Here is a 24,671-nt window from a genome sequence, read left to right as displayed (position 1 = left end):
GATCAACACTGGGAAGGACTTTTGAATGGAATGGCTTGAAACACTGCGTCGCAGTTTTCTCGACTGGGACGCGATGGCCGAGGTCTTGCCTGCCATGATCACGGTTGGCTTGAAGAATACCCTCATCCTGGCCTTCGCCTCCACCGTGATTGGCGTGGTGATTGGCATGATCCTCGCCATCATGGGAATCTCGCGCTCGCCCTGGCTGCGCATTCCCGCACGGCTTTATACCGATATTTTTCGCGGCCTGCCTGCGATTGTGACTATTTTGCTGATCGGTCAGGGTTTTGCCCGCATTGCTCGTGAAATCTGGGGGCCGTCGCCTTATCCGCTGGGCATTCTGGCGTTGAGCCTGATTGCCGGGGCCTATATTGGCGAAATTTTTCGCTCCGGCATTCAAAGTGTCGATCGGGGACAGCTGGAAGCTTGCCGGGCGTTGAGCATGAGCTATGGCCAAGGCATGCGTCTGATCATTGTGCCGCAGGGCGTACGGCGGGTGTTGCCCGCACTGGTCAATCAGTTCATCGGCAATGTGAAGGATTCCAGTCTCGTCTATTTTCTCGGTCTTCTGGCATCTGAGCGCGAAATTTTCCGTGTTGGGCAGGATCAGGCTGTTGTGACAGGAAATCTCTCCCCGCTGTTGCTGGCGGGCATGTTCTATCTTGTCATTACCGTGCCGCTGACCCATCTGGTCAACACCATCGATACACGGTTGCGGCTGGGTAAAAAACCTGCCAGCGAGGCCATAAGCGGTCTTGCCGAGGTGAGCGAGCTTGCAAAGGCCGTCGATGGTGCAAAAGCACCGGCCAAAGAGATCACCTTTACCGGCGGCAGTCTGGATGTGCGCGGGCTGACCATGGCCTATGGCACGCTGGATGTGCTCAAAGGTGTTGATCTCACCGTCAAACCCGGCACGGTCACCTGCATCATTGGCCCGTCTGGTTCTGGAAAATCGACGCTTTTGCGCTGCCTCAACCGCTTGGTGGAACCAAAGAGCGGCGATGTCCTGCTTGACGGTAGCAGCATTCTGGCGATGAAGCCCGAAAAACTGCGCCGCAAGGTCGGCATGGTGTTCCAGCATTTCAACCTGTTTCCCGATCACTCGGCGCTCGACAATGTCATGCTGTCGCTGACCAAGATCAAAGGCATGTCGCGGCAGGAAGCCGAACGGATTGCGCTGGCAAGGTTGCGCGATGTTGGGCTGGAAAGCCGCAAACATCACCGCCCCGGCGGCCTCTCCGGCGGTCAACAGCAGCGCGTGGCCATTGCCCGTGCGCTGGCGATGGAACCGGAAGTCATCCTGTTTGATGAAGTCACGTCGGCGCTTGATCCCGAATTGGTGAAGGGCGTGCTGAACCTGATGGCCGATCTGGGCGAACGGGGCATGACCATGGTGGTTGTGACCCACGAAATGGGGTTTGCCCGCCGCGTCGCTGATCAGGTGATTTTCATGGATGAGGGCAAGGTGGTGGAAGCCGGTTCACCCGAAGCCATTTTTGATCATCCCCAAAGTGCGCGTCTGAAGCACTTTTTGGCGGAGGTTTTGTAAGTGATAAATAGAAGGCAGAAACAAGCATGAAAAAGCTCAGATGGGGCGTGCTGGGAGCCGCCAATATTGCCATCAAGGCCGTTATTCCGGCCATTCAGGCGGGCGAAACGGGCATTGTTGCGGCAATTGCGTCGCGCTCACTGGCAAAAGCTCAGAGTGTTTCGGCAGACCTTGGCATTGCCAAAGCCTATGGCAGCTATGAGGAATTGCTCCGCGATCCCGATATCGATGCCATCTATAATCCGGTGCCCAATCACCTGCATATGCCGATGACGCTGGAAGCCATCCGCCACGGCAAGCCCGTGCTGTGTGAAAAGCCAATTGCCCTTACGGCAGAGGAAGCAGAGCAGATTGCTTCAGCTTCCAGCACTTCCGGTGTGCTGGTCGCAGAGGCCTTCATGGTGCGCCATCATCCGCAATGGCTGAAGGTGCGTGATCTGGTGAAAGCCGGGCGAATTGGCGAGGTGCGGAGCATCCAGACGATCTTCTCCTATTATCTCGATGATCCCACCAATGTGCGCAACCAGAAAGATATTGGTGGCGGCGGACTTTATGATGTCGGCTGTTACGCCATCAATACCGCCCGCTTTGTGTTTGATGGTGAGCCAGAGCGTGTGATTGGCCTGTTTGATCAGGATGAGACATTCCAGACGGACAGGATGATGAGTGGTTTGGCGGAATTCTCCGCCAATCGCCACCTCACGTTTACCTGCGCCACGCAGCTATCCTTATGCCAGAAGGTCACGGTGCTCGGCACCAAAGGCCGCATAGAAATTGCCATTCCCTTCAATGCACCAACCGATGCACCCACCACCATCACCATCGATGATGGCCGTGACCTGACCGGTGGCGGCTGTGAAGTGATCGAGATCAGCGCTGCCAATCAATATGGCCTGCAATGCGATGCCTTTGCCCATGCCGTGCTGGTGGGTGAGCCTTTGTCATCCGGGCTAGGCGATGCCGTGGCCAATATGAAGGTCATCGATGCGTTTTTCCGCTCAAAGGCAAGCAATGGCTGGGAAAAGCCCTGAACGAATTTACATCATCATGATTGAAGACTGAGAGAAAACCATGTCGAAAAACAAGATATCAAGCGCTGTCATTATCGGCGGCGGCATTTTTGGAACGTCCACGGCGGTGCAGCTTGTCCGCAAGGGTATCAATGTCACCCTGATCAATGACGGACCGGTTGCCAATGGCGCGTCCGGGCGTTCCCTGTCCTGGCTCAATTCCTCGCGGATGCGCTCTGATGCTTATCATCGCCTGCGGATGGCGGGCATTGATCGTTACCGCACACTTGCTGAGCGCTTTCCAGGGGCCGATTGGCTGTCCTTCAAGGGTGGACTGACCTGGGATGCCGACGACGCCAACAATGAGATTGATGCCGCCTATGACCATGAGGTCAAGCTCGCCTATGATGCCGTTCATCTGGCCGCAGACGAGGTCAAGGCTGTGACGCCTGGCGTCGATGCGGACGTGGTCACACCACAGGGCGCTATTTTCAACGCGGCCGAGGGTTGGGTAGATTTGCCCGCCCTGATCAAAATTCTCGTCGATGAATTTAAGGAGCGCGGCGGCACGCTGGTGACAGATGCCGGGGTGGCCAGCGTGATAATTGAAAACGGTCGCGCCGTTGGTGCTCGCGCAGCAAACGGTGCGACCTATCCTGCCGATGCGGTCCTAGTGGCAACGGGACCGTCCGTTCCCAAAATGGCCGCTGATGCAGGCCAGAAAATTGACGACGGCACCCCGATTTCGCTGTTGGTCACAACAAAGCCTCTCGACCTTCCCTTGACAGCCGTGCTGAACACACCCCGCATCGCTATTCGCCCCGGCCCCAACAACAGTTTTGCATTGGATTCGGCATGGTCCGAGGAAGAAGTCGGTACTTTGGCGGATGGCAGCTATCAGGTGAAGCAGGAAACGCTGGATGGCCTGTTGACGGAAGCCTCCAAGGTACTGGAAGGCAATCCGAAGCTCGAACTGGCCAGCTATGGCGTCGGCCGCAAACCCATTCCCGGCGATGGTGAACCTGTTCTGGGCGAACTCAAAGCCATCCCCGGCTATTTTGTTGCCTTCAGCCATAGCGGCGCAACGCTGGGCCTGATTGTCGGCGAACTTCTCGCCTATGAAATCGCCAGTGGCGAACGCCATCCGATGTTGGCCACGTTCCGGCCTGAGCGCTTCGCCTGACGCGAACGTCACGCCGCCGGTCCAAACCGGCGGCGGATGTCTTTGGCTGATTGTCTTACAGTCTGTTCAAGAATTGCTGTTGGCCTGGCGAAAATGGTGATTTCGAGAACCGGAACGGAGCGTACTTAACGTACGTGAGTACCGGAAGCGCAGAAATCGCCATTTGCAGACGGTCAGCGGCGATTATTGGATAGACTGTCAGCGCGTCACATATTTGCGCCAGGGATGCTCTTCCTTAAAACCAAGCACCTGGCGGGCCTTCCGGTTGGAAATTGGTGCCTCATTCTCACCCATCTCCCGTAGAACCGGCGTGTCGGGGCAATATTTGGCAAGAAATTCACGGGTCGGCAGATCGGCGGTGATCGTGTCGTTGACGGCATTGAACACCTGGAAACCGAGGCCGTCCTTTTCGATGCACAAATGGACGATTTCGCCGAGGTCGCGGGCGTCGATATAGCTCCAGGCATTGCGCTTGCGCGACATGGGGTTATCGAGATAGCCAGGGAAATTGGCATAGTCATGCGGCTCGATCACATTGCCAATCCGCAGCGCATAGATATCGGCCTTGTAGCGCATGGCAAAGGCCCGGGCGGTCTTTTCATTGACCACCTTGGACAGACCGTAGCTGTCCATCGGGTCGCTGTCATAGTCTTCTTCAAGCGGAAAACTATGGAACTCCTTGTCGCCTTCGGCAAAACAGACGCCATAGGTGGTTTCGCTCGAAGCGATGATCACCTTGCGCACCCCAAGCTTCATGGCCGCCTCGATGACATTATAGGTGCCGACGACATTGGCCGAAAAGGTGGAATTGTCAGGCTCGATCATCACCCGGGGAATGGCAGCGAAATGCACGACGGCGTCGGGCGCCGAAGGCGGGGCGCCGTGATCATATCCATCAAAACCGAAATGCGTCGTCAGCGCGTTGAACACCTGGCCGCTATCGGTGATATCAGTGATCAGCGTATTGACGCCAGGGCAGTCGAGCGGCTTCAGATCAAGGTTGAGGATCGAATATCCCTTGGCTTGCAGATGCGGAACGGCATGGCGTCCAGCCTTGCCGGTGCCGCCCGTAAAGACGATACGCTTGTTCATAATCTCTCTCCCTTATTTTCCGAGGCGGATGTGTCCCACACAGATGTGTCCACACCGCGACCTCCACGCGTTTTTGGAGCCCACGTTTATGCGCTCGTCGCCGGTGCGGCAATGCAGGCCAGACGAACCGTGGAGACCAGTTGGTCGGCCCCATAGGGCTTGGTGAGCACGCGAGCATCCGCTTCATCGCGCACGCAAGACGCATCACCCGTGGCAAAGACAATGCCCGCCGCTGGCCGGATCTGCCTTGTTCTTGCTGCAAGATCCCGCCCCGACATGCCCGGAAGGTTGACATCCGTCACCAGCACATCGATGGCCAGGGTTTCAAGCGCGGCCATCGCCTGTTCTGCGCTACCGACATCGATCACCACAAAACCGGCATCCTGAAGAATTTCCGCGGTATCCATCCGGATCAGCGCGTCATCTTCAACCAGAAGAACGGTCAGTGGCGACGTTATATCAGGTGCAGCCACAGCCGGTTTCGGATCGGCGATCCTGCCTGTTAAGCGCTGACGCTGATTGGCCAGAACATGCCGGAATTTCCGTGCCAGCGCCTCTTTCGTATAGGGCTTGGACAAAAGTTCGACGCCTGCATCCAGCTTGCCGCCATGCACAATGGAATTTTCGGTATAGCCTGACGTGAACAGCACGGCGATATTGGGCAGGCGCTCGCGGGCCTTGCGGGCCAGTTCCGGGCTTTTTAGGGTACCCGGCATGATGACATCGGTAAACAGGATGTCGATGGGGATACCGCTTTCGATCACGCTTAGCGCACTGCTGGCATCCACTGCCTTCAACACCCGGTAGCCGAGATCGGCCAAGAGCGCCACGACCGTTTCTCGAACAGCCTCGTCGTCCTCCACCACCAGCACAGTCTCGCTGCCGCCGGTGATCGGCCCGGTATCCACGGCAATTTCCACGTCCTCGGCCTGCATGGCGCGCGGCAGATAGAGCCGGATCGTTGTTCCCTGGCCAATTTCCGAATAGATTTTCACATGGCCGCCGGACTGTTTGACAAAGCCATAGACCATAGACAGGCCAAGGCCGGAGCCCTTGCCTTCCGCCTTGGTGGAGAAAAACGGTTCGAACACCTTGTCGATGATCTCAGGCGCGATCCCTGACCCGGTATCGCTGACGGCCAGCATGACATATTGACCGGCAGAGACCTCGTCATGGGTCATGGCGTAAGCGTCATCCAGATGCACATTGGCAAGCTCGATGGTCAGCATTCCGACCCCATCCATGGCATCGCGGGCATTGATGGCCAGATTGAGAAGGGCATTTTCGATCTGTGCCGGATCGATGAAGGTATTCCACAACTCCCCTGGAAACACCGTTTCCAGCTTGATGGCCTCACCAACGGCGCGCCGCAGCATGTCATCCATCGCCTGGATGAAGCGGCTGATATTGACGACCTTCGGTTCCAGCGCCTGGCGCCGGCCAAAGGCCAGCAATTGGCTGGCAAGCTTTGAGCCGCGCGACACACCGGCCATGGCATTGGAAACTCGGGTTTCGGCGCGTTCATTGCCCGCCACATCTTTCGACAACAATTGAAGATTGCCGGAAATCACCTGCAACAGGTTGTTGAAATCATGGGCGACACCGCCGGTCAGCTTGCCGACCGTTTCCATTTTCTGCGCCTGCGCCAGCTTGGCTTCGGCCTGGCGCCGTTCGCCAATTTCCGCGACGACGCGGGCTTCCAGCGTCTCATTCAGATGGCGCAACTGCTCTTCCGCCAGTTCGCGGTAGCGCACCTGCCGCGCCAGGGTCTCGGCCTGCTGACGCAAGGTCGCTTCAGCGGCCCGCTGGTGGGTAATATCGGTGTGAACGCCGACCCATTCGATGATTTCACCCGCATTGTCCAGAAGCGGCAGCGCCCGGATGGCAAACTGGCGCCAGACGCCATCGGCCCGTCGGACACGGTGCTCATGGATAAACATGGTTTTACTGTCGACCGCCGCCCGCCAGGCGCCAATGGTGGCGGTAACATCGTCCGGATGGACGGCATCGGACCAGCCATAGCCCTGGTATTCGGCCATGGTCTGGCCGGTCAGCGCCGACCAGCCGGCCTGTTCTCCCTCCATTCGACCGTCACGGCCATTGGTCCACAATACCCCATGGACAGCGTCCATGGCGGTGCGAAACCGGCGATTGCTGATAATCAGGGCCGCTTCGCGTCTCGCATGCTCCTGCATATCGATGCACAGGATATGAACCCCCGGGATCGAACCATCCGCCTCGACATGCGGGATATAGCGGATTTCCAGCCGATGCTCCGCGCCGTTGCGAATAATTGTCGCTTCCGAGGTGAAGCTTTCACCCGCAAGGCCACGTTCAATAGAGGAGCGGCGGTTGGTATAGGACAAATCGCCAAGCAGTTCGCGCACATGACGCCCAACCACCCGTTCAGGCGCAATACCGAACCAGTCTTGATAGGTGGCATTGACGAAACGATAGATGTGATCCCGGTCGACATAGGAAATCAACATGGGCACGGCATCCGTAACCCGCCTCAACTCCGCCTCGCGCTCAGCCAGCCGCCTCTCTACCGACAGACGCGCGCTGTTATCGACAATCGTACACATCACGCCACCGACCTTGGCGTCGGCATCGTACACCGGAGTATAGAAAAGATCGAGAAACAGTCTTTCCGGTCCCGACCGGCGATTCAGCACAATCGGCTGATCCCGATACACCACCGTTTCGCCCCTGAAACCGGCTTCCAGAATACCACGGTTCCAATCCCAGACTTCCGGGAAGGCGGTGGCAACAGGCATGCCGAGCGCTATCGGGTGGCGATCCGCAGCAATGACACTATAGGCATCGTTATAAATCATGATGTGGTCTTTTCCCCACATCAATACAGTCGCAACCGGTGAATTGACCACATTGGCGACCGTCCCCCGCAATTCTCCCGACCATTGACAAACCGCCCCGAGGCTGGAATTGCGCCAATCCCGCCCCCGGATCAGATCGCCGCAATTGCCGCCACCTTTTGGCCATTCCACGTCTTGCATGCCGAGATCTTGCCTGCCGGTGGGCAAGCCCGCGTTGCGCAGCCCGTTAAGGGCTGCGCACACCATGTCGTTTGCGTTGGCATAGTCGCCGCACGCAAGGCTGGCATGAATGAAACCCTCGAGTTCGGGGGTGAGCGAAACGTTACGCAGGGGGCGACTGATCATAGGATTTCGTGACATGCTAAACTACCTCTGTCAATCAATGTCGTCCCACCTGTTCAGGCTTTTCTCACCTGTCGTAAAGGAGGAGGAAATTTCGCTGTCAGCCATGGTATTTTACCGCAAAATTCGCTTCGGTTTCGGGGAATTTTTGCCTTAGAATTTTCAGGCATTTTTTTGCTCTTCCCCCGCGTCCGACATCGCCTTATGTAGTCTTCAGACAACGTTGATAGCCCGGCACTCGTTGATAGAAAGCAAGCAAGATGATCGCTCCAGCCCGCTGCGGTATCGCATTTTGACCGCCCCCTTGCTTGCAACGCTCGGCTGGTCGGAGTTTTTTGCAGACCAGATCGGCCAGGATGAATCGGCACTGACGCCCTGGCGTATCGCCTCCGTTCACCGCGCGCGGGTTGAAGCGATCCATGCTGACGGACACGGTGATCTCGGACTGCCTCACCACAGCAATACAGCCGATTTCGCGGTGGGAGACTGGGTGCTTGCCAATCCGGTAACCGGGGAATTTGTCCGCCGGCTGGAGCGTAAAACCGTCTTGCAGCGGCGCACGGAAGGCCGCAACGGCCAACAGCTTGCCGCTGCCAATGTCGATACGCTGTTTATCGTCACGTCCTGCAATGCAGATTTCAATCCGGCCCGGCTGGAGCGCTATCTGGTCATGGCCAACCAGTCCGGCGCCAATCCGGTCCTGGTTTTGACCAAGGCCGATACGGTTGACGATGCTCAAAGGTTCGTTGATGAGGCAGCAGGCCTGCAACGCGACCTGCCCGTGGTCACGGTCAATGCCCGCGCCCCGGATGCCGCAGCAGCGCTTGCGCCCTGGTGCGGCATCGGCGAGACAGTCGCCCTTGTCGGCTCGTCGGGGGTTGGAAAATCGACGCTGGTCAACACTTTGGCGGGTTTGGAGACGGGAGCCGGTTCGGAAACGGGCCTGCCCCAGAAAACTGGCGGCATCCGCGAGCACGATGCCAAGGGACGTCATACAACGACGGCGCGATCTCTGCATGCCATCAGCGGTGGCGGCTGGGTCATCGACACGCCGGGAATTCGCACGCTCTATGTCAGCGACGTGACGGATGGGCTCGATACCTTGTTCAGCGAAATTACCGAACTTGCGCCGCAATGCCGTTTTCGCGACTGCACCCATGCCCATGAGCCCGGCTGCGCCGTGCAGGCGGCCATTGCCAAGGGCGAACTGGCACCTGAACGCCTGGAGCGCTGGCGTATCCTTCTAACGGAAAGCCGCAAGAGGACGCCGGTGACAACCGGGCCACGTGGCAATAAAATCCCGCGCAAAGGAAAATAAGCCATTTCCGCGGTACCGGGACATGCAAAAATGCTCTATTGGCCCGCTTAGACGCATCTCAACATTGAAGTTCGCGACATTCATCGCCATATACAGCCCATCGGGGTAAAATACCGACCATGACCGCCACACTGCCGGTCTCTCGGTCCAGACGCCCACATTCTCCCTCTTCAGAATGTCACAGATTTCAACCCACACTCTGGCATTGCGCCGGAGCAAGCAAGATCGGACACCCATCATGGCTGAGAAGAAAACCAACGAAACGACCGCGCAACAGCCTTACGAGCCTGTTTCCTTTGCCAAGAAGCACCGGATATCGGTCGAGGATGCCCGCACCATTATCGAAAAACACGGCGCCGACCGCAAGAATGCCGATAAGGAAGGCCGTCGCGTCAGCGTCTGATACCAGCCAGGTGTCACCACGACGCTGGCATTATGACATTGGCATTTGGCCTGACGACCTCAAGCCCGCGACGCGGATTTGAGGTCGATGCCCTCAACCGTGCTGGGTCTCCGGCGCCACCACCAGGCTTGGCGGGGCCTGCACGTTAGCCTCGCCCCGCAGCCGCTTGCCGATATAATCCAGGGCGTTCTGCAAGCCATTCATGGTATAGGGCTTTTCAATAGCACCCACCGCACCGACGAAATCCGGCGGTATCCGCCGAAGATTGCCCGTGACGAAAACATAGGGAATACCCCGCTCAGTCAGATGCCGCCCAACCTCGATCCCGGTTGGCCCATCGAGAAGATGAACGTCGACAAAGGCGAAGTCCGGTTTTTCCCGGTCGATGATTTCAATAGCCTCAGCACGGCTCATCGCCTGTCCGACGACAGTGTGGCCAGCTGCCTCCACTTCCGCTTCAAGTTCAAGCGCAAGCAGGGTCTCGTCTTCGACGATCATGATGTCCAATTTTATGCTCCAGATCAGCTATCAACCATCAGGGTGACCCGCACGATGGTCTGGCGGCCCTCAGTCTTGCGTTCAAGTTTGGCATCAACCTGGCGAATGCAGGTTTCCAGCATCAGGCGCCCGAAGTCGTCATCCTCGCTATTGACCGGCACCGGATCAGCGGTATCGCGCACTTCAATCACGAAATGACCGTTTGGCCGGTTAACGGTCAGGTGGATTTCGCCGCCGCCATCGCTCAGGCCGCGGCGCACCGCATCCCCAATCAGCTCATTGACAATCAGCGCCAGTGGCGACGCTTTCACGGCGGGAACAAAGACCGGGGAAAGATCCATGGTGATATTGATATCGCCCCGTTTCAGCGCGTTGACAATGTCAATCACCAGTTCGCGGGCAAAATCCGCCACATCGAAACGCCCGACATCGCTCGAGGTAAACAGCTTTCTCTGTACCGTGCTCAGCGCTTCGACGCGATTAAGCACAGAGCGCAAGGTATGGCGCACCGTATCGTCCCTGGTCATCCGCGCCTGCAACTTGACGATAGAGGCAATCGTCAGGAGATTGTTCTTGACGCGGTGATCGACCTCATGGACGAGCGTGGTTTTTGCCTCCAGAGCATCGACAAGATCCTGCGTACGCTGGGCGACCGCTGCTTCCGCCTGCGATTTTGCCGAGGCCAGCTGCACTTCCTTGCTTTTGACATCGGTAAAATCGAGTTGCGAGGCAAAGAAATAAATCACTTCGCCCTGGATATCGCGCACTGGGCTGATGAACAATGCATTCCAGAACGTCGTGCCGTCCTTACGGTAGTTCAAAATATTGACCGATACGTCCCGCTCGGCCTCTATCGCCTTGCGGATCTGCAACACAGCTTTCGGGTCGCTGTCAGGGCCTTGCAGGAAGCGGCAATTTTTGCCGATCAGATCGTCGGAAGCATAGCCCGTCAGCTCGCAAAAGGCATTATTGGCAAAGATGATCGGATTGTCGGCCTGCCTGGGATCGGTAATGATCATCGGCATGCGGGTCGCCTTGAAGGCGGCGGCAAATGGATCTTCCGATGCATGCTCTGCCAGAAGTCTGCGCCCGGCGGCCTCGGCACCGCGTCTAGCTGAGCTGTCGGTCATAAAACTTCCTGTTGTCGTTAGGAACGCGAAACGAGAAGAAATCCTATATGTTCCATCTGTTAAAAATAAAATTGATGTTCTGACATCGCAGAAAGCACCGCAAAAGGACCTGCATTTCCAATCTTGCAAATTCTATAAAAAATGCCCAGATAATGCCCTTATAAACCAGTGAATCTCCAGCCCAGCGGGCAAACGTCATGGAAAGTTTACCCTCTCCGCATATTCACATCCTGCTTTGTCCCCCCGGATGGAATGGACAAGAATTTCTCGGTAACGAAGGTGCGAGCGCATCTTCACTTTAAAAAATGCAACCCTCTCGGCAAATCCCGCCCGGTCCAGAGTTTGAACCGGCACGACAGAACAAGATTCATGCGCCAATCATTAAACGACGACCAGGCCGAGCAGCGGGAGAGACGGCGCCTTGAGGCACTCAGGGCCTATGACGTGCTTGACACGCCGCGCGAGAAGGATTTTGACGATATTGCCGCCCTCGCCTCGCGGATCTGCGCGACGCCGATCGCCGTCGTCAATCTGATCGATGACAGCAGGCAATTCTTCAAGGCGGAAGTCGGTCTTGGCGTGCGCGAGACACCGTTCGACAGTTCCTTCTGCGCCAAGGCTATTCTGGAAGACGATTTCCTGATGATACCGGATGCAAGTCAAGACAGCCGGTTCAATCGCAATCCGCTGGTCACCGGCGAACCCCATCTGCGGTTTTATGCCGGAGCCGTCCTGAAAACCGCTGATAATTTACCCATCGGCACCGTCTGCGTGCTGGGTTTCGAACCCAAGCAGCTGGATGAGCTTCAACAGGACACGTTGAAGGTTCTTGCCCGACAGGTGATGGTGCAGCTGGAATTACGCAAGGCGCTGAAGGAAAAAGCGCGTGAGGCGGAGGTACAGCGCCGATTGAGCGAGCGCAGGCTGGCACGCGTCACGGCCATGGAACAACAGGACGAGCGCTCGCGAAGCGCCCAGGCGGCCGGCCGGGTCGGCACGTTCGAATTGGACATCGCTACCAATACCATGACGGTTTCCAGCGAATTCTGTCGGGTCTTCGGCATTCCCGTGCAGACGTCCTATCCGGCTTCGGCGATTGAGGATCTGGTGCATGAGGACGATCGTGGCCTGCGCTCAAACCCGGTCACACGGCGAGAGGGTTCGGCCAGCCCTGACGTGGATTATCGGATCATCCGCGCCGACGATGATGAATTGCGCTGGATTTCGCGGCGGGCGCGCTTCGTTCACAACGAAAAAGGCGAGATCACCCGCATGGTCGGCGTGGTCTTCGACACCACCGATGCCAAGCTGAAAGAAGCGAAAAAGGCTGCACTGTTAAAGCTGGGAGACGAACTTCGCGCCGCCAGCACTGTGGAAGAGATCACCCAAAGCGCCGCCGCCATCCTGTCGGACGGTCTTGGCGTTGCCCGCGCAGGCTATGCCGTGGTGGATCGGACCGACAATAGCTTTGCGGTCGCCTTCGACTGGGCATCCCATGGCACGGTCTCACTGGCGGGGCGCCATTCTCTCGAGAGATTTTCAGAAACGATTGAGCACCTGCGCAAGGGAGAGACATTGTCGATCCCCAACGTCGCCTCAAGCAAATGGCCGACCACAGAAAAGGATGCCTATGCCTCCATCGGGGTTTCGTCGCTCATCAAGGTACCGATCCTCAAAGGCGGAAACCTGGTCGGTATTCTCTTTGCCCATGACGACAAGCCCCGGACATGGAGCCAGGATGAACTGGACTTTACGCGCGGCATTGCCGACAGAACCTATGCAGCCCTTGCCAAGGTTCAGGCCGAGGAAGAACAGGAACTTCTCAACCACGAACTGAGCCACCGGCTGAAAAATACGCTGGCCATGGTCCAGGCCATTGCCGGGCAGACATTGAAGGACGTCTCGGAAAAGGAAGCCGTCAACGCCTTCCTGGCCCGTCTGCATGCCCTGGGCGCCGCCCATGACGTTCTTCTGCGGCAAAACTGGTCGGCGGCGAAAATGCGCGATGTGATCGAGAAAGTGCTGGCCTTGCATGCCGACGGCGACCGTATTTACGTGGATGGTCCCGATCTGGCGCTTGGCCCGAAGGCCGGTCTGTCGCTATCTTTGCTGCTGCATGAACTGGCGACCAATGCCCTCAAATATGGTGCGCTTTCCAACGCTAGCGGCCGCGTTTCCGTCAAATGGTGGATCGCCGACAACGACGCCATTCCGACCCTGTCGATGACATGGACGGAAAGCGGTGGACCGACCGTGAGCGAACCGACCCGCAAAGGCTTCGGCTCACGCCTGATCCGCATGGGACTGGCTGGAACAGGCAATGCCCATAAGGACTATCGCCCGTCCGGCCTGACGGCAACGTTCCATGCACCGCTCACCACAATCCAGGAAACCGGAGACTAGAGTTTGTCAGGTTCAGATTGAACCCGAGAGGCTCTTGCTTTCGTTTGCCTTTTCAGCGGAAGCGGAACAGATTCTCAGGCATCCCAATCCCCAAGACGCTGAAAGAATCCAGTCATTCTATCAGCCATGCGGTTCGCCGGGATCATTGGCGCGGATATCGGCCAAGGCCTTGAGAGCGGATGTATTGCCGACATCTGATAGTGTCTGGAAGATCTGGCGCGCCTCGCCGACATAACCGAGCTTCTGATAGGCATAGCCCCGCAGCAAAAGCAGATCCTGCGGTTCCGGCATCAGGCGCGCGCGCTGGTCGAGCGCAATCAGCGCCTCACGGGCACGGCCAAGCTGGAACGCGCCCACAGCGCGATCAGCCAGAATTGCCAATTGCAGCTCACGCGCCCGTTCCTTGCCAAGCGGCACGGACGCGGCGGCAGCGGCAGCTTTATCGGTCAACTTCAACCGCAAAAGCGCCAGGCTCTTGCCATAGGCGGCATCCTGGCGAAGCGGCAGGTCACCGCCGCTGAATGCCCTGTCGAACGCCTCGACCGCCTCCATCGGACGCTTGAGATCCATCAGGCACCAGCCGCGCATCAAAGCCTCTGACGGCGACAATTGCCCGGCAGGAAGGGTTGATGAGCAGCCAGAGCGCCTGGTTCCGGTTTCTTGCTGCAAGCCAACCATGGTCGGTCTTGAGCGTGTCTGGCTGACAATCCCGGACGCGGAGCTTCCCGTCTCGGCAACAGCCGATCGGTCGGCAGACCGCACCGCTTGTTTTACCGCAAGCCTGTCTTTGGAAGACCTGACTTCACCGACTGCGACGATCCGGTCGGACTGGCCGGCCCATTTGGCCTTGATCTGCGCCACGCCGGTCTTGTCGCCCAAAGTGTCGAGGGACAGGGCCAGACCATAGGCCGCAGGTTCATAGGTGGCATCCCAGGACAAAACCAGCCGAAACCAGTCCGCCGCCGTCGACATCTGTTGCAACGCGCGCGCATACCAGCCGAACTGCTCGGCTGCCGCCGAATTGCGGGCTGCGATAACGACTGGCGCCATGCGGGACAGCACGCCATTGTCGATGACCTTTGGCGGATCCTGCGACAGCAATGCGGCAACCGCCGAAAGATAGACAGCCCTCGCCTGCTGATCGGTGCCGTAAAAGCGGAACATGGTCTTTTCCGCTTCGCCCGGTGTGCCAAGCGCCACCTGCGTCAGGGCCAACCCTTGAGCCGCCGAGGCATTTGGTTCTTTTGCGTAGGAGCGGTCAAACCACTCTTTCGCGGTGGCCATGTCGTTGCGGCGGTAATGATACCAGCCGAGCAGCAGGGCATCGCTGGCTTTTCCTTCGCGTTCGGCAGCCTTTTCCAACCGCTCCAGCTCAACGCCCTGCACGGCAATCCCGGCATCCTGTCCGGCGCGCGCCACGATCTGGCGGGCAATATCGTCACGAATGCCGTCGAATTCCGGTTGCCCGTCAGCACTGGGCTGTTCGAGCTTCAACAAATCTTCGAGCAGAGCGGGCTGCAACAGAGTGCTTGCCTTCTGCATGGATGCCAGCCGCAATTGTGGGGTCCGGCAGGTTTTCAGCACATAGGTATAGACATCGCGGGCGCGTTCCGGCTTGCTCGTCCTGGCGAAAGCCTCGGCAACACGCCATAAAACATCGACCTCCGTACAGGTCAGCAGTTCCGGCGCCCCTGACGCCAGTGAGATAACACTGTCATAACGCTTGTCATCGGATGCCTTGACCAGGCTTTGGCGGGCTTCGGCAAGCCTCAGACTTCCCAGCAATTCCTCCGGTGGCATCCAACCGGGTTCACTCTGCTGGCGTCCGGCAATGGCTTTGCGCACCTCATCATAACGCCCGTCCGCATAGGTCTGCCAGAGCGACTGGACGAAGCTATCGACCCCGGTTGCGATGGACATTGGATTTTCCGGCGGCTGCCAGCCGGGATAAAGCATGCGCAGGCGAGAAATCTCAGCCTGCAACCGAACCGTATCACCACGGGCGGCAAAATAACGCAACGCACTTTCATCGACCGAGGGGCGGCTGGCATCAACCGATGGGCGGCTGGTTTCTCCAGACCCTCCACCCTCGGTAGGCTTTACCGGTGCGGCAGACTGTTCCCCGGCAACAGGGACAAGCGGCGAACTGGGTCGGGTGGGTGCTGACGGGTCGGGCGTGCCCGCCTCTGCCAGCAGTTGCACGGGCATGGCCCGGGGTGCTGGCAGACGCTCGGATTTTCCAGACGGCACCTGCTCGCCAGCCTCCTCGCCCTCACGGACATCCTGGCCGGAGGCCTGCGAATTTTTCGAAACCGTCGCGAGATCCTCATGGCCCGGAAGAACGCCCACGGCACCCACGGCTCCGGCCGCAATCGCTATAAGCGCTATGAGTGATGTACGCATGAGAACTCCGTCCGCATTATCGGCCGAAATGCAAAGCCAATAAGATCTGACTTTTAACTGTTAGGGTAAAGAAATGGTTTATTTTGATCGGATCGGGAGGGAAGTCTTGCACTTTGAAAGGTTTTAAATTTCGTCAGTGCAGTTTCTGGCGTATGACGAGGCTATGATTCTAGACCGACCGATTCTAGCGGGACTGGTGCGGGGCATAGTCTGCTCGCCCGCTCTTATTCTTGTGGCCCTTTTGTCCGCCTGTGCCGGCAATCCGGTGCGGCTGAACGACGAAACGCGGGCGCTCTCCGCAGACCAGGCCATGCTTTTACCACCGCCGGGCGACTTTTCCATCGTCGGCGTCACGCAAAAGCGCTTCAGCAATGCGGTGCAGCAGGAAATTGCCCTGTCGACCAATTCGACGGTTCCGGGACAAAATGTCGTGCAGGTGCGGTTTTACGGAACGGAAAATCCCAATCGCTACGGCGATAATGCCCTCTCCTCGGCCTCATTGACCGACGCCCGGATCAATTCGGAAATGCGCGGCACCCTGCCGGGCCTCGCCATGACCCGCGCATCCTACGTGGTGCAGAATGATTTTGGGCCTTTCGGCTATGCGGTGGGCCGCTCCAGCGGCAACGACCTCTGCCTTTATGCCTGGCAGCAATTGCGCGCCCGGCAGGGCCAGCGTGGCCCCTTCGTCGATGGCGGAACCGTTCAGATCCGCATGCGGCTTTGCGACAGGCTGGCAAGCGAACAGCAGCTTCTATCGCTGATGTATGGATTTACCCTTGCTGGCACCGTCGACAGTCCCGGCTGGAACCCTTACGGCGGCCCTCCCCCGCTCGACACCCGCCTGGGCGGTAGCAGCGCACCGATCTATCCTCCGGCAACCCCCATTCTGCCAGTCCCGGCGGCCTTAGCTGTCACTCCGGCTCAACATCCCACCGAGCCCCGCGCCGCGCGTCCGGCCCAGACGAACGCGGCGACATCACAGTCTACTGCTCCTGGTTCGGTGACATCCAATCCACGGCCATTACCGGCGGGTGCGCAAGGCACGATCGTTCCGTCACCCGGCCAGATCGGCGCCTCCCATGGAACAGTACCGTCGCCCGCCCGATCGGGCGCGACAAGCCCGTCCGCACAGACCGCAAGACCCGGTTCTGTCGTGCCATCGCCCGCATGCATTGGCGCAAACTCGGCCCAATCTGGCTCGGCCCAATCTGGGGCAACCCAAGCTGGACAATGCCCATGAACTGGATGGCGCCCATGAGCTTGGTGGCCATAAGCGAAAAATCCGCTGCATCGCGGTGGCCGCAACGCGTCCCCTTTGACCGGGATTTCGAGGATTAGACAATGGTGTTTTTGGTCCGCTTCCTGCTCTGGCTGATCTGCGCGGCGGCGATGCTGGCCCTGACATTTTTGCCCATCGACACCCGGACACAGCTGGTGACAACATTCATCATTCTTATCATCGTTTCGGTGATGAGAATGATGCGGATCGAAGGCCGCGGCCGCATTGTTTTTCTGTCGCTCTCGACGGCCATTGTGCTGCGTTATGTCTATTGGCGCACCAGCAGTACCTTGCCGCCGGTCAACCAGCTTGAAAATTTCATCCCCGGCCTGCTTGTCTATCTGGCCGAGATGTACAGCGTTCTGATGCTTTTTCTCAGCCTGTTCGTGGTGTCCATGCCACTGCCGCCGCGCAAGCCTTTTCGCACGCTTGCCGCTGAAGAACTGCCGATCGTCGACATCTTCGTGCCAAGCTATAACGAAGACGAAGCCTTGCTGGCCAATACGCTGGCTGCGGCCCGCAATCTCGATTATCCCACGGACAGATTCACTGTTTGGCTGCTGGACGACGGTTCAACGGAGCAGAAGCGTCAATCCACCGACCTGCTGGCAGCAAAATTCGCCGAACAACGTCACCAGGCGCTCCAGGCGCTCTGTAGCCAGCTTGGCGTGCGCTATCTGACCCGAGAACGCAACGAACATGCAAAGGCTGGCAATCTCAACAACGGTCTCGATCACTCCAGCGGAGAGCTGGTCGCCGTCTTCGACGCAGATCACGCTCCGGCCCGCAGCTTTCTCAAGGAAACCGTCGGCTATTTCGGGGAAGACCCGCGTCTTTTCCTAGTCCAGACACCGCATTTCTTCATCAACCCTGATCCGGTTGAGCGGAACCTCAATACATTCAACAAGATGCCGAGCGAGAACGAAATGTTCTACGGCATTATCCAGCGCGGCCTCGACAAATGGAACGCGGCCTTTTTCTGCGGATCGGCTGCCGTTCTGCGCCGCGAAGCCCTGCTTGAAACCAAAGGCTTCAGCGGCCTTTCCATCACCGAGGATTGCGAAACCGCGCTTGAACTGCATTCGCGCGGCTGGAACAGCATTTTTGTCGATATGCCGCTAATCGCTGGCCTGCAACCGGCCACCTTTGCCAGTTTTATCGGCCAGCGCAGCCGCTGGGCGCAGGGCATGATGCAGATCATGCTGTTCCGTTTTCCACCACTCAAGCGCGGCCTGACCCTGCCGCAGCGGCTTTGCTACATGTCATCGACAATGTTCTGGCTGTTTCCCTTTCCCCGGGCAATCTTCCTGATGGCACCGCTGTTCTACCTGTTTTTCGATCTACAGATTTTCATGGGCTCGGGTGGTGAGTTCATGGCCTATACCCTGTCCTACATGCTCGTGAACCTGATGGTTCAAAACTACCTCTATGGTTCCTTCCGCTGGCCATGGATTTCGGAGCTTTACGAATATGTGCAATCGATACATCTGCTGCCGGCTATCCTCTCGGTGATGTGGGACCCACGGCGACCGACCTTCAAGGTCACCGCCAAGGATGAAAGCGTGACGGAAAGCCGCCTGTCGGAAATCAGCCGGCCGTTTTTCCTGATTTTCTTCATCCTGCTGCTTGCTTTTGCGGTGACGGTCTACAGGCTCTACAGCGATCCCTATCGGTTTGACGTGACACTGGTGGTCGGTGGCTGGAACCTGGTCAATCTGATCATGGCCGGATGCGCACTGGGCGTCGTCTCGGAGCGGGGAGAGCGACAGTCGTCGCGTCGTGTGCAGGTCAGCCGGCGCTGCGAGTTTTCCGTGGGTGGAAAAACCTATCCGGCGATGATCGACGATGTGTCGGTCAACGGTGCCAGCCTGCAAATTTTTACCCGTGACCGCGAAATCTTCAAGCGGGACACTTTGGCCGCCGTGACGTTTCAACCGCATGGCACAAACCAATGGGCCGAACTGCCTGTCAATATCCGTCATTTTCAGTTTAATGGCGACATCGTCTCAATCGGCTGCCGCTATCTCCCGGAAACCGTGCGCCATCATGAATTCATCGCCGATCTGATCTTTGCCAATGCCCAGCAGTGGAGCCTGTTTCAACAGTCGCGGCGTCGCAATCCTGGCCTTTTAGGAGGAGCCTGGATGTTCCTGCGCCTGTCTCTCACACAGACATTGCGTGGCCTGCATTATCTGCTCCTGCTGCTTTCTTCGAAAGCCAAAAACGACGCGAAGCAGGAGGGCGAACAGTGAAAACAGCTTTTGCCCTGATTTTGATGCTTTTGGCCGGCGCTGGGTCAGCACTTGCCCAGATGGCGCCTTTCGACATGAGCCCCGAAAGCAATACAATGCCGGGCGCGCCGATACCCGGCCTGCCCGCGACCAAGGCACCTGTCCCCGTCCCGACTATGCCGATCCCCGGCATTCCCCTGTCCAACCGCCCGGCACAACAGCAAAGCGAGAGCCTGTCACGCCGTTACCTGCTGACAACACCGGTTCTCAAGCTGCAAGGCGAACTGGCCCGGCAGGCGATGTCGATTTATCTGACACCGGAACAAGCCTCAGCCGAGGCAAAGCTGGTGCTGAGCTATAGCAACGCGCTGGTGGTTGCGCCGGAAGCCTCCAACATTCTTATCACCATCAATGACACGCCGGTTCTAAACCTGCCGATCAGAGGCGGCCAGTCTGCGCAGCAAAATACGATTTCCGTGCCGCGAGGCGTTCTTGTTCCGGGCTTTAACCGGATCAGTTTTGCCGCGGAGCAAAGGCACCGCACCGACTGCACCATCCAATCCACCTATGAATTGTGGACGGAAGTGGATGCATCAAAAACCTATCTGACATTTGCGGACCCTAACGCCAACGGCATGAAACGTCTCGACGATGTGCGCGCACTTGGTGTCGATGAAAAAGGCCGCAGCCATTTCACCATCGTTTCTCCGGATTTCGAACAGCCATCCGCCACTCCCGCTTTGCTCCAGTTGGCCCAAGGCCTGTCACTGCTGAGCGGCGTTGCCAATGGCTCCTTCAGCTTCACGAGAACCATGCCCGCACGACCGGCGCCCGGGGAGCTTGTGGTCGTGGCGGCCACCACATCGCAAATGGCGGGCCTGATCGGCATCAACAATGCCGTAAACGCGGATACCAGAAAGCTGAACGGCACGATGGCTGGCTTCATGGCGCTTCCGGGCCGCCCAGGAATGTCGGTCCTCGCCTTCAGCGGCCCGGATTGGCGCGACATCAGGGCGATTGCCGATAACTTTGTCCAGTTTGCCCAAGACGGCGAGCGGCGGATGTTGAAAACCTCGGCCTGGCGCGGTGTCGATACGCCTATTCTGGACAAGGCCGGGGCGCTGTCCTTTGCCGCGCTCGGTCTTCCCGACCAGGAATTTTCAGGTCGCCGCTTTTTCACGGATTTCACGGTGGGCATGCCAGCCGATTTCTATGCCAACCATTATGGGACCGCGACCATATTGCTAGACGCCGCCTATTCGAGCAAGGTCTTGCCGGGTAGCCAGATCGTGGTATCGGTCAATGGTCATCTGGCGACCACCGTTCCGATCACGTCCAAAGGAGGCGCGGTTCTCCGACACTATCCGATCCGCGTTACCCTGCGCCATTTTCATCCGGGCGTGAATGTCATCGGGCTGGAAGCCGTGATGATGACCCAGGAGGACAGTGTCTGCGCACCTGGTGAGACAGCGGATAAAACGGCGCGGTTTGCCTTGTTCGGCTCTTCGCAATTCGTCATGCCACCGATCGCGCATCTGACCCAGGCTCCCGATCTCGCTGCGACAGCGGGTCTCGGCTTTCCCTTTGCTGCGGCAAAAACCCCGACAATGGTTGTTTTAGGCCGCAATGACGATGTGACACTGGCAGCCGCCGCAACCGTGCTTGGCAAATTTGCCGCATCGGCCCGGCAAACCCTTGCCCTCGAAATGGCGTCATCCCCCCCACGCTTTTCCGGTCGCAATGCGATTTTCATCGGAGCCGCACCGGACCTTCCACCCCAGGCATTTACCAATGTGCAGCTGCAAACCAAGGGTGCCGGAGATGGCGATCTCAGCACCGACGTAAAGCTCAAATCCTGGCGCGACAAAATCGATTCCGGCACGGTCATGGAATTTTTTTCCAGCGTCGACACCTGGATGAAAGAAACCTTCGATCTCAATCTGGCGACCGTCAGCCTGTGGCCAAGTGCCGAGGCCGCCTATACATTGCCCCAGGCATCCAGTGCATTTCTTTCCCAATCCGTCGATGCCGACGGTGCCATCCTGACGACATTCAGCGCACCTGATCGCGCATTGTTACAAACCGGCACGGTCGATATCGCCGATCTTCGCAATTGGACCGCGATCTCGGGCCGCGTCAGCGTTTATGATGCGAGAAAACAGGAGATCGTCGTCAATGAGCCGACCAGTGTCAGCCTGTTGTCGATGCAGCCCTTGAGCATCAGCAACATGCGATTGGTCGCGGCAAACTGGCTCTCCGGCAATTTCGTGATCTATGCGGGCGGGCTCGTCCTGTGCGCCATCCTGCTGGGGCTTGCCACGAATGCGTTGATGGCGCTGCTGGGGCGCGGCCACGGCTCAGACAAGAGGTAAGCCTTTCTGGGATTGGCTGAAAAAACCATTCTCGCCGTAACATGGTATTCAACCAGCAGAACTGTAACTTCAAATCCACCTTGGCTTGAGGAAGCACGGGGGAATCGGTGCGGATATCGTAATGTCCTTGACCGGGGCGGTCTGACAGTTCAATAAAATTACCGACCTGTAACTTTGCCGCTGCTGTTCGACAGAGGGCATTTCTGGACGGATGGTTTTGTCTCGCATCGCAAATCCTAAAGCTGCTGTGGTTGTCGGCTGTCTGTCAGGCATGCTGTTTTCTGCCTGTAGCAGTCACGCCGCCGACACGAGTGCCGATACGGACAACCGCTGGACAGTCACGCTTGGAGGCGCGGTCGAACTGGCGCCCAGCTATCCCGGTTCCAAGCAATATACGTTCGGGGTCATTCCCTCCTTCGATATCCGTCGGTTCGGAGAGCCCGAGGAAAATTCAGCACCTGATGATAATCTGGATTATACGGTGTTCAGTGGGCATGGGCTTGAAGTGGGGCCGGTCGTTGGCTTTCGTGACAGCCGCTCCTCCAAATCGACCAATCTCGACGGGCTGAAAAACGTCGAATTTGATATCGATGCCGGTGTCTTCGTCCAATACTGGATCAAGCCGGATGTCTGGCGTGTCCGCTCGGAAATCCGTCAGGCGCTGTCAAATGGCAGTGGATTGGTGGTGGATATCGGCTCGGACTGGTTTCAGCCGCTTTCGGAAAAATGGCTGCTGTCCGCCGGGCCGAGGGCCACCTTTGGTGACACATCCTATATGAACAAATATTTCGGCGTCTCTGCCACCGAGGCCAGCCGCAATGGCCGCATCGATGCTTTCGATGCGAGCGCCGGGATCAAATCCGTGGGCTTTACCGTCTCGGCCACTTATACGATTTCGCCAGATATGTCGGTGCAACTCTATAATCGCTTCGAGCGGCTGGTGGGCGATGCCGCAGATTCTCCTGTTACCTCAGAGCTCGGGACCAGAAACCAGAACACTGTTGGAATTGCCTTCAACAAATCCTTCGATATTTCATTCTGAACGCAGCCTCAGGTCCCAGACTTCGACGCCGTCGCGATGCACCAGGCGCCAGCCAGAATTGTCGCCGTGCCGATCAGCGTCAGGAGCGTGACCGGTTCATCAAAGATGAACCAGGCCATCGCCATGATCAGCACATAGCTGACAGCAGACAAGGGGAAGGCCTTGCTGAGCGGCAGATCGGCCAGCACCGACATCCAGACGATAAAACAGACGATTTCCGCGACGACTGCGGCAAGAAACCAGTGCGACAGGAAGACATGTTCGAAAAACGCCGATCCATGCGCGGTATCGGCTTGATCTGCGCCAAGTTTCAAAAACATCTGCTGGGCCGTGTTAAGTACCGGCACGGCCAGCCATGACAGGCGAAGCAGTTTCATGCTTCGTCCTCACTCAGCTGAACTCCGCTCGCTTCATCTGCGGCAAAATAGGGCGCGACCAGGCGCAACAGACGTTGAACGACGGGATTGCGGTGGCGGAAATACATTTCGTTCGGCGTTAGCCTGCTGCCCAGCCGCACCTTGTTGGTATAATAGGCTTGGCCGCTTTGATAACGCGTCAATCCGTTGTTCAGGCAATAGCCGATATTCTCAAACCAGCTGAGATAATAGAGATTGTAGGGACGGCCTGCCTTTTCATCCATGCAGAAAAACTTGTCGATCAGCGTATGATCGTTATGAACCATCAGGTTGGCTGCCAACAGCTCGTCCCCGACAAAATAAAGAGTGCAGAAAGACCGGCCGGGCATAGTCTTCAGGATGCCTTCGAAATAGGCCGGTGTCAGCTCCTCGAACTGCCATTCGCTACGCGTGCGCGTCTCGTTATAAAGCTGCATGATCCGTGGCAGATGGTCACCGAATTGCGTGTGATATTCGACCCTGACCTTTTCGCGCGCCCGCAATTTGCGCCGCATGTCCTTACGCGTGGACGCCGACAGCCGGGCGAAATAACTATCCATATCGGCAAAATCGATGGCAAGCCAGGCAGTCGGCATGCCGCCCAGCGGCGCATAGCCATGGTCCTTGATCACGCGGTCAATCCCGGCATCCACCGGCTGTGGAATATCCTTCAGCGCACCTAGCACACATTTGCGTGTCCGGGCGTAATCCTCAAAACAGCTCAACATCGCCTGAAACAGCATTTCATGGCGATCCGGTCTGACCGAGGGGTGAAAACCGAGATTGCCGGTCTCCGTGCAAGGCGAGCCCAGGCAGGCGAGCGGCAAGGTCAATAATTTCGGGAAGATACGGCGCAGCCTGCCGATCACGTCGCGGACGCTGCCCGCCTCGAGCGTGGTGTCCAAAGCATAGCGGGTGATGAAGGCCGGCATGGCCGCGACAAGATAACCGCCTTCATAGACCGTGGCGTAACACCATTCGAAACCCGATATCCCAGCGGTTTCGACGGTCAGCAGGTAATCATAGGCTTCCGGCTCGCCCGGAAAGCACTGGTCCCAATCGTCACGATCGATATCGGCAATGGAGCTTGTTATGCGAGTATCCGAACTGCGCACCACATCAAGCATGACACGCTTCTGCGTGACATCGTCTGAGGCCGAAGATTTCACCGCTCTGTTTTC

The 24,671-nt window shown here is 57.9% G+C and carries 17 protein-coding genes; 10 read left to right on the top strand and 7 right to left on the bottom strand.

Translation table 11 applies throughout. The features are described 5' to 3' along the window. The first annotated feature begins 25 nt into the window (after positions 1 to 25). From AVI_RS31745 to AVI_RS19695, 3 genes are read left to right on the top strand one after another with little or no spacing between them, the layout of a single operon-like run. Entirely contained in the window at positions 26 to 1,549 is a 1,524-nt protein-coding gene (locus AVI_RS31745) for an amino acid ABC transporter permease/ATP-binding protein (RefSeq protein ID WP_012653894.1), read from the top strand. A 26-nt stretch (positions 1,550 to 1,575) separates the two neighbouring features. After that, positions 1,576 to 2,580: a Gfo/Idh/MocA family protein gene (locus AVI_RS19700; RefSeq protein ID WP_012653893.1), complete on the top strand. Its 1,005-nt coding sequence runs from the start codon at positions 1,576 to 1,578 to the stop codon at positions 2,578 to 2,580. 40 nt (positions 2,581 to 2,620) lie between these two features. After that, entirely contained in the window at positions 2,621 to 3,742 is a 1,122-nt protein-coding gene (locus AVI_RS19695; protein WP_012653892.1) for an NAD(P)/FAD-dependent oxidoreductase, read from the top strand. 198 nt (positions 3,743 to 3,940) lie between these two features. Here AVI_RS19695 and AVI_RS19690 read toward each other — a convergent pair whose 3' ends face one another. Together AVI_RS19690 and AVI_RS19685 are read right to left on the bottom strand one after the other, a co-directional pair. Then, complete coding sequence (locus tag AVI_RS19690) at positions 3,941 to 4,837, bottom strand: NAD-dependent epimerase/dehydratase family protein (RefSeq protein WP_085946643.1); 897 nt, start codon at positions 4,835 to 4,837, stop codon at positions 3,941 to 3,943. An 83-nt stretch (positions 4,838 to 4,920) separates the two neighbouring features. Next, entirely contained in the window at positions 4,921 to 7,851 is a 2,931-nt protein-coding gene (locus AVI_RS19685; RefSeq protein WP_041698911.1) for a PAS domain-containing protein, read from the bottom strand. Between the two features lie 454 nt (positions 7,852 to 8,305). On the opposite strand from AVI_RS19685, the gene rsgA reads away from it, so the two are divergent. Both rsgA and AVI_RS31180 read left to right on the top strand, forming a co-directional pair. Continuing rightward, a complete protein-coding gene (gene rsgA / locus AVI_RS19680; RefSeq protein WP_139192521.1) occupies positions 8,306 to 9,331 on the top strand; it encodes a ribosome small subunit-dependent GTPase A in 1,026 nt (341 codons plus the stop codon). Positions 9,332 to 9,569: 238 nt separating this feature from the next. Beyond that, entirely contained in the window at positions 9,570 to 9,734 is a 165-nt protein-coding gene (locus AVI_RS31180; protein WP_174082397.1) for a hypothetical protein, read from the top strand. A gap of 93 nt (positions 9,735 to 9,827) precedes the next feature. Here AVI_RS31180 and AVI_RS19675 read toward each other — a convergent pair whose 3' ends face one another. Together AVI_RS19675 and AVI_RS19670 are read right to left on the bottom strand one after the other, a co-directional pair. Continuing rightward, entirely contained in the window at positions 9,828 to 10,241 is a 414-nt protein-coding gene (locus tag AVI_RS19675) for a response regulator (protein ID WP_041698511.1), read from the bottom strand. Positions 10,242 to 10,255: 14 nt separating this feature from the next. Beyond that, positions 10,256 to 11,362, bottom strand: coding sequence for a PAS domain-containing protein (locus AVI_RS19670; RefSeq protein ID WP_041698508.1), 1,107 nt, complete (start codon positions 11,360 to 11,362; stop codon positions 10,256 to 10,258). A gap of 369 nt (positions 11,363 to 11,731) precedes the next feature. On the opposite strand from AVI_RS19670, the gene AVI_RS19665 reads away from it, so the two are divergent. Next, positions 11,732 to 13,765: a GAF domain-containing protein gene (locus AVI_RS19665; protein ID WP_012653886.1), complete on the top strand. Its 2,034-nt coding sequence runs from the start codon at positions 11,732 to 11,734 to the stop codon at positions 13,763 to 13,765. Positions 13,766 to 13,885: 120 nt separating this feature from the next. Here AVI_RS19665 and AVI_RS19660 read toward each other — a convergent pair whose 3' ends face one another. Further along, positions 13,886 to 16,168 carry a tetratricopeptide repeat protein gene (locus tag AVI_RS19660; RefSeq protein WP_012653885.1) on the bottom strand — a complete coding sequence of 761 codons (2,283 nt, stop codon included), beginning with the start codon at positions 16,166 to 16,168 and terminating at the stop codon, positions 13,886 to 13,888. 163 nt (positions 16,169 to 16,331) lie between these two features. Here AVI_RS19660 and bcsN point away from each other — a divergent pair, with 163 nt between their 5' ends. From bcsN to AVI_RS19640, 4 genes are all read left to right on the top strand, one after another. After that, positions 16,332 to 17,411 carry a cellulose biosynthesis protein BcsN gene (bcsN, locus tag AVI_RS19655; RefSeq protein WP_012653884.1) on the top strand — a complete coding sequence of 360 codons (1,080 nt, stop codon included), beginning with the start codon at positions 16,332 to 16,334 and terminating at the stop codon, positions 17,409 to 17,411. A 101-nt stretch (positions 17,412 to 17,512) separates the two neighbouring features. Further along, the gene (gene bcsA, locus AVI_RS19650) at positions 17,513 to 19,702 is read left to right on the top strand and encodes a UDP-forming cellulose synthase catalytic subunit (RefSeq protein WP_012653883.1); all 2,190 of its coding nucleotides are present in this window, start codon (positions 17,513 to 17,515) and stop codon (positions 19,700 to 19,702) included. Beyond that, the gene (locus AVI_RS19645; protein ID WP_041698504.1) at positions 19,699 to 22,053 is read left to right on the top strand and encodes a cellulose biosynthesis cyclic di-GMP-binding regulatory protein BcsB; all 2,355 of its coding nucleotides are present in this window, start codon (positions 19,699 to 19,701) and stop codon (positions 22,051 to 22,053) included. The genes bcsA and AVI_RS19645 overlap by 4 nt, the downstream gene beginning before the upstream one ends. 211 nt (positions 22,054 to 22,264) lie before the next feature. Then, the gene (locus tag AVI_RS19640) at positions 22,265 to 23,095 is read left to right on the top strand and encodes a MipA/OmpV family protein (RefSeq protein WP_012653881.1); all 831 of its coding nucleotides are present in this window, start codon (positions 22,265 to 22,267) and stop codon (positions 23,093 to 23,095) included. Positions 23,096 to 23,103: 8 nt separating this feature from the next. Here the strand turns inward: AVI_RS19640 and AVI_RS19635 are convergent, their stop codons facing one another. Beyond that, the gene (locus AVI_RS19635; RefSeq protein ID WP_012653880.1) at positions 23,104 to 23,472 is read right to left on the bottom strand and encodes an EamA family transporter; all 369 of its coding nucleotides are present in this window, start codon (positions 23,470 to 23,472) and stop codon (positions 23,104 to 23,106) included. Continuing rightward, positions 23,469 to 24,617 carry a GNAT family N-acetyltransferase gene (locus tag AVI_RS19630; protein WP_012653879.1) on the bottom strand — a complete coding sequence of 383 codons (1,149 nt, stop codon included), beginning with the start codon at positions 24,615 to 24,617 and terminating at the stop codon, positions 23,469 to 23,471. The genes AVI_RS19635 and AVI_RS19630 overlap by 4 nt, the downstream gene beginning before the upstream one ends. Positions 24,618 to 24,671 lie beyond the last annotated feature (54 nt).

Source organism: Allorhizobium ampelinum S4, assembly GCF_000016285.1.
Classification (GTDB): Bacteria; Pseudomonadota; Alphaproteobacteria; order Rhizobiales; family Rhizobiaceae; genus Allorhizobium; species Allorhizobium ampelinum.
Note: the sequence above shows the minus strand (reverse complement) of the source record. Positions and strands in the feature narration are given on the sequence as shown.

Bases quoted from the DNA above. Each gene is read 5' to 3' on its own strand.
- AVI_RS31745 (WP_012653894.1), top strand. From the start codon at position 26: ATGGAATGGCTTGAAACACTGCGTCGCAGTTTTCTCGACTGGGACGCG.
- AVI_RS19700 (WP_012653893.1), top strand. From the start codon at position 1,576: ATGAAAAAGCTCAGATGGGGCGTGCTGGGAGCCGCCAATATTGCCATC.
- AVI_RS19695 (WP_012653892.1), top strand. From the start codon at position 2,621: ATGTCGAAAAACAAGATATCAAGCGCTGTCATTATCGGCGGCGGCATT.
- AVI_RS19685 (WP_041698911.1), bottom strand. From the start codon at position 7,851: ATGCAAGACGTGGAATGGCCAAAAGGTGGCGGCAATTGCGGCGATCTG.
- AVI_RS31180 (WP_174082397.1), top strand. From the start codon at position 9,570: ATGGCTGAGAAGAAAACCAACGAAACGACCGCGCAACAGCCTTACGAG.
- AVI_RS19670 (WP_041698508.1), bottom strand. From the start codon at position 11,362: ATGACCGACAGCTCAGCTAGACGCGGTGCCGAGGCCGCCGGGCGCAGA.
- AVI_RS19665 (WP_012653886.1), top strand. From the start codon at position 11,732: ATGCGCCAATCATTAAACGACGACCAGGCCGAGCAGCGGGAGAGACGG.
- AVI_RS19660 (WP_012653885.1), bottom strand. From the start codon at position 16,168: ATGCGTACATCACTCATAGCGCTTATAGCGATTGCGGCCGGAGCCGTG.
- bcsN (WP_012653884.1), top strand. From the start codon at position 16,332: ATGATTCTAGACCGACCGATTCTAGCGGGACTGGTGCGGGGCATAGTC.
- bcsA (WP_012653883.1), top strand. From the start codon at position 17,513: ATGGTGTTTTTGGTCCGCTTCCTGCTCTGGCTGATCTGCGCGGCGGCG.
- AVI_RS19640 (WP_012653881.1), top strand. From the start codon at position 22,265: ATGGTTTTGTCTCGCATCGCAAATCCTAAAGCTGCTGTGGTTGTCGGC.
- AVI_RS19635 (WP_012653880.1), bottom strand. From the start codon at position 23,472: ATGAAACTGCTTCGCCTGTCATGGCTGGCCGTGCCGGTACTTAACACG.
- AVI_RS19630 (WP_012653879.1), bottom strand. From the start codon at position 24,617: ATGCTTGATGTGGTGCGCAGTTCGGATACTCGCATAACAAGCTCCATT.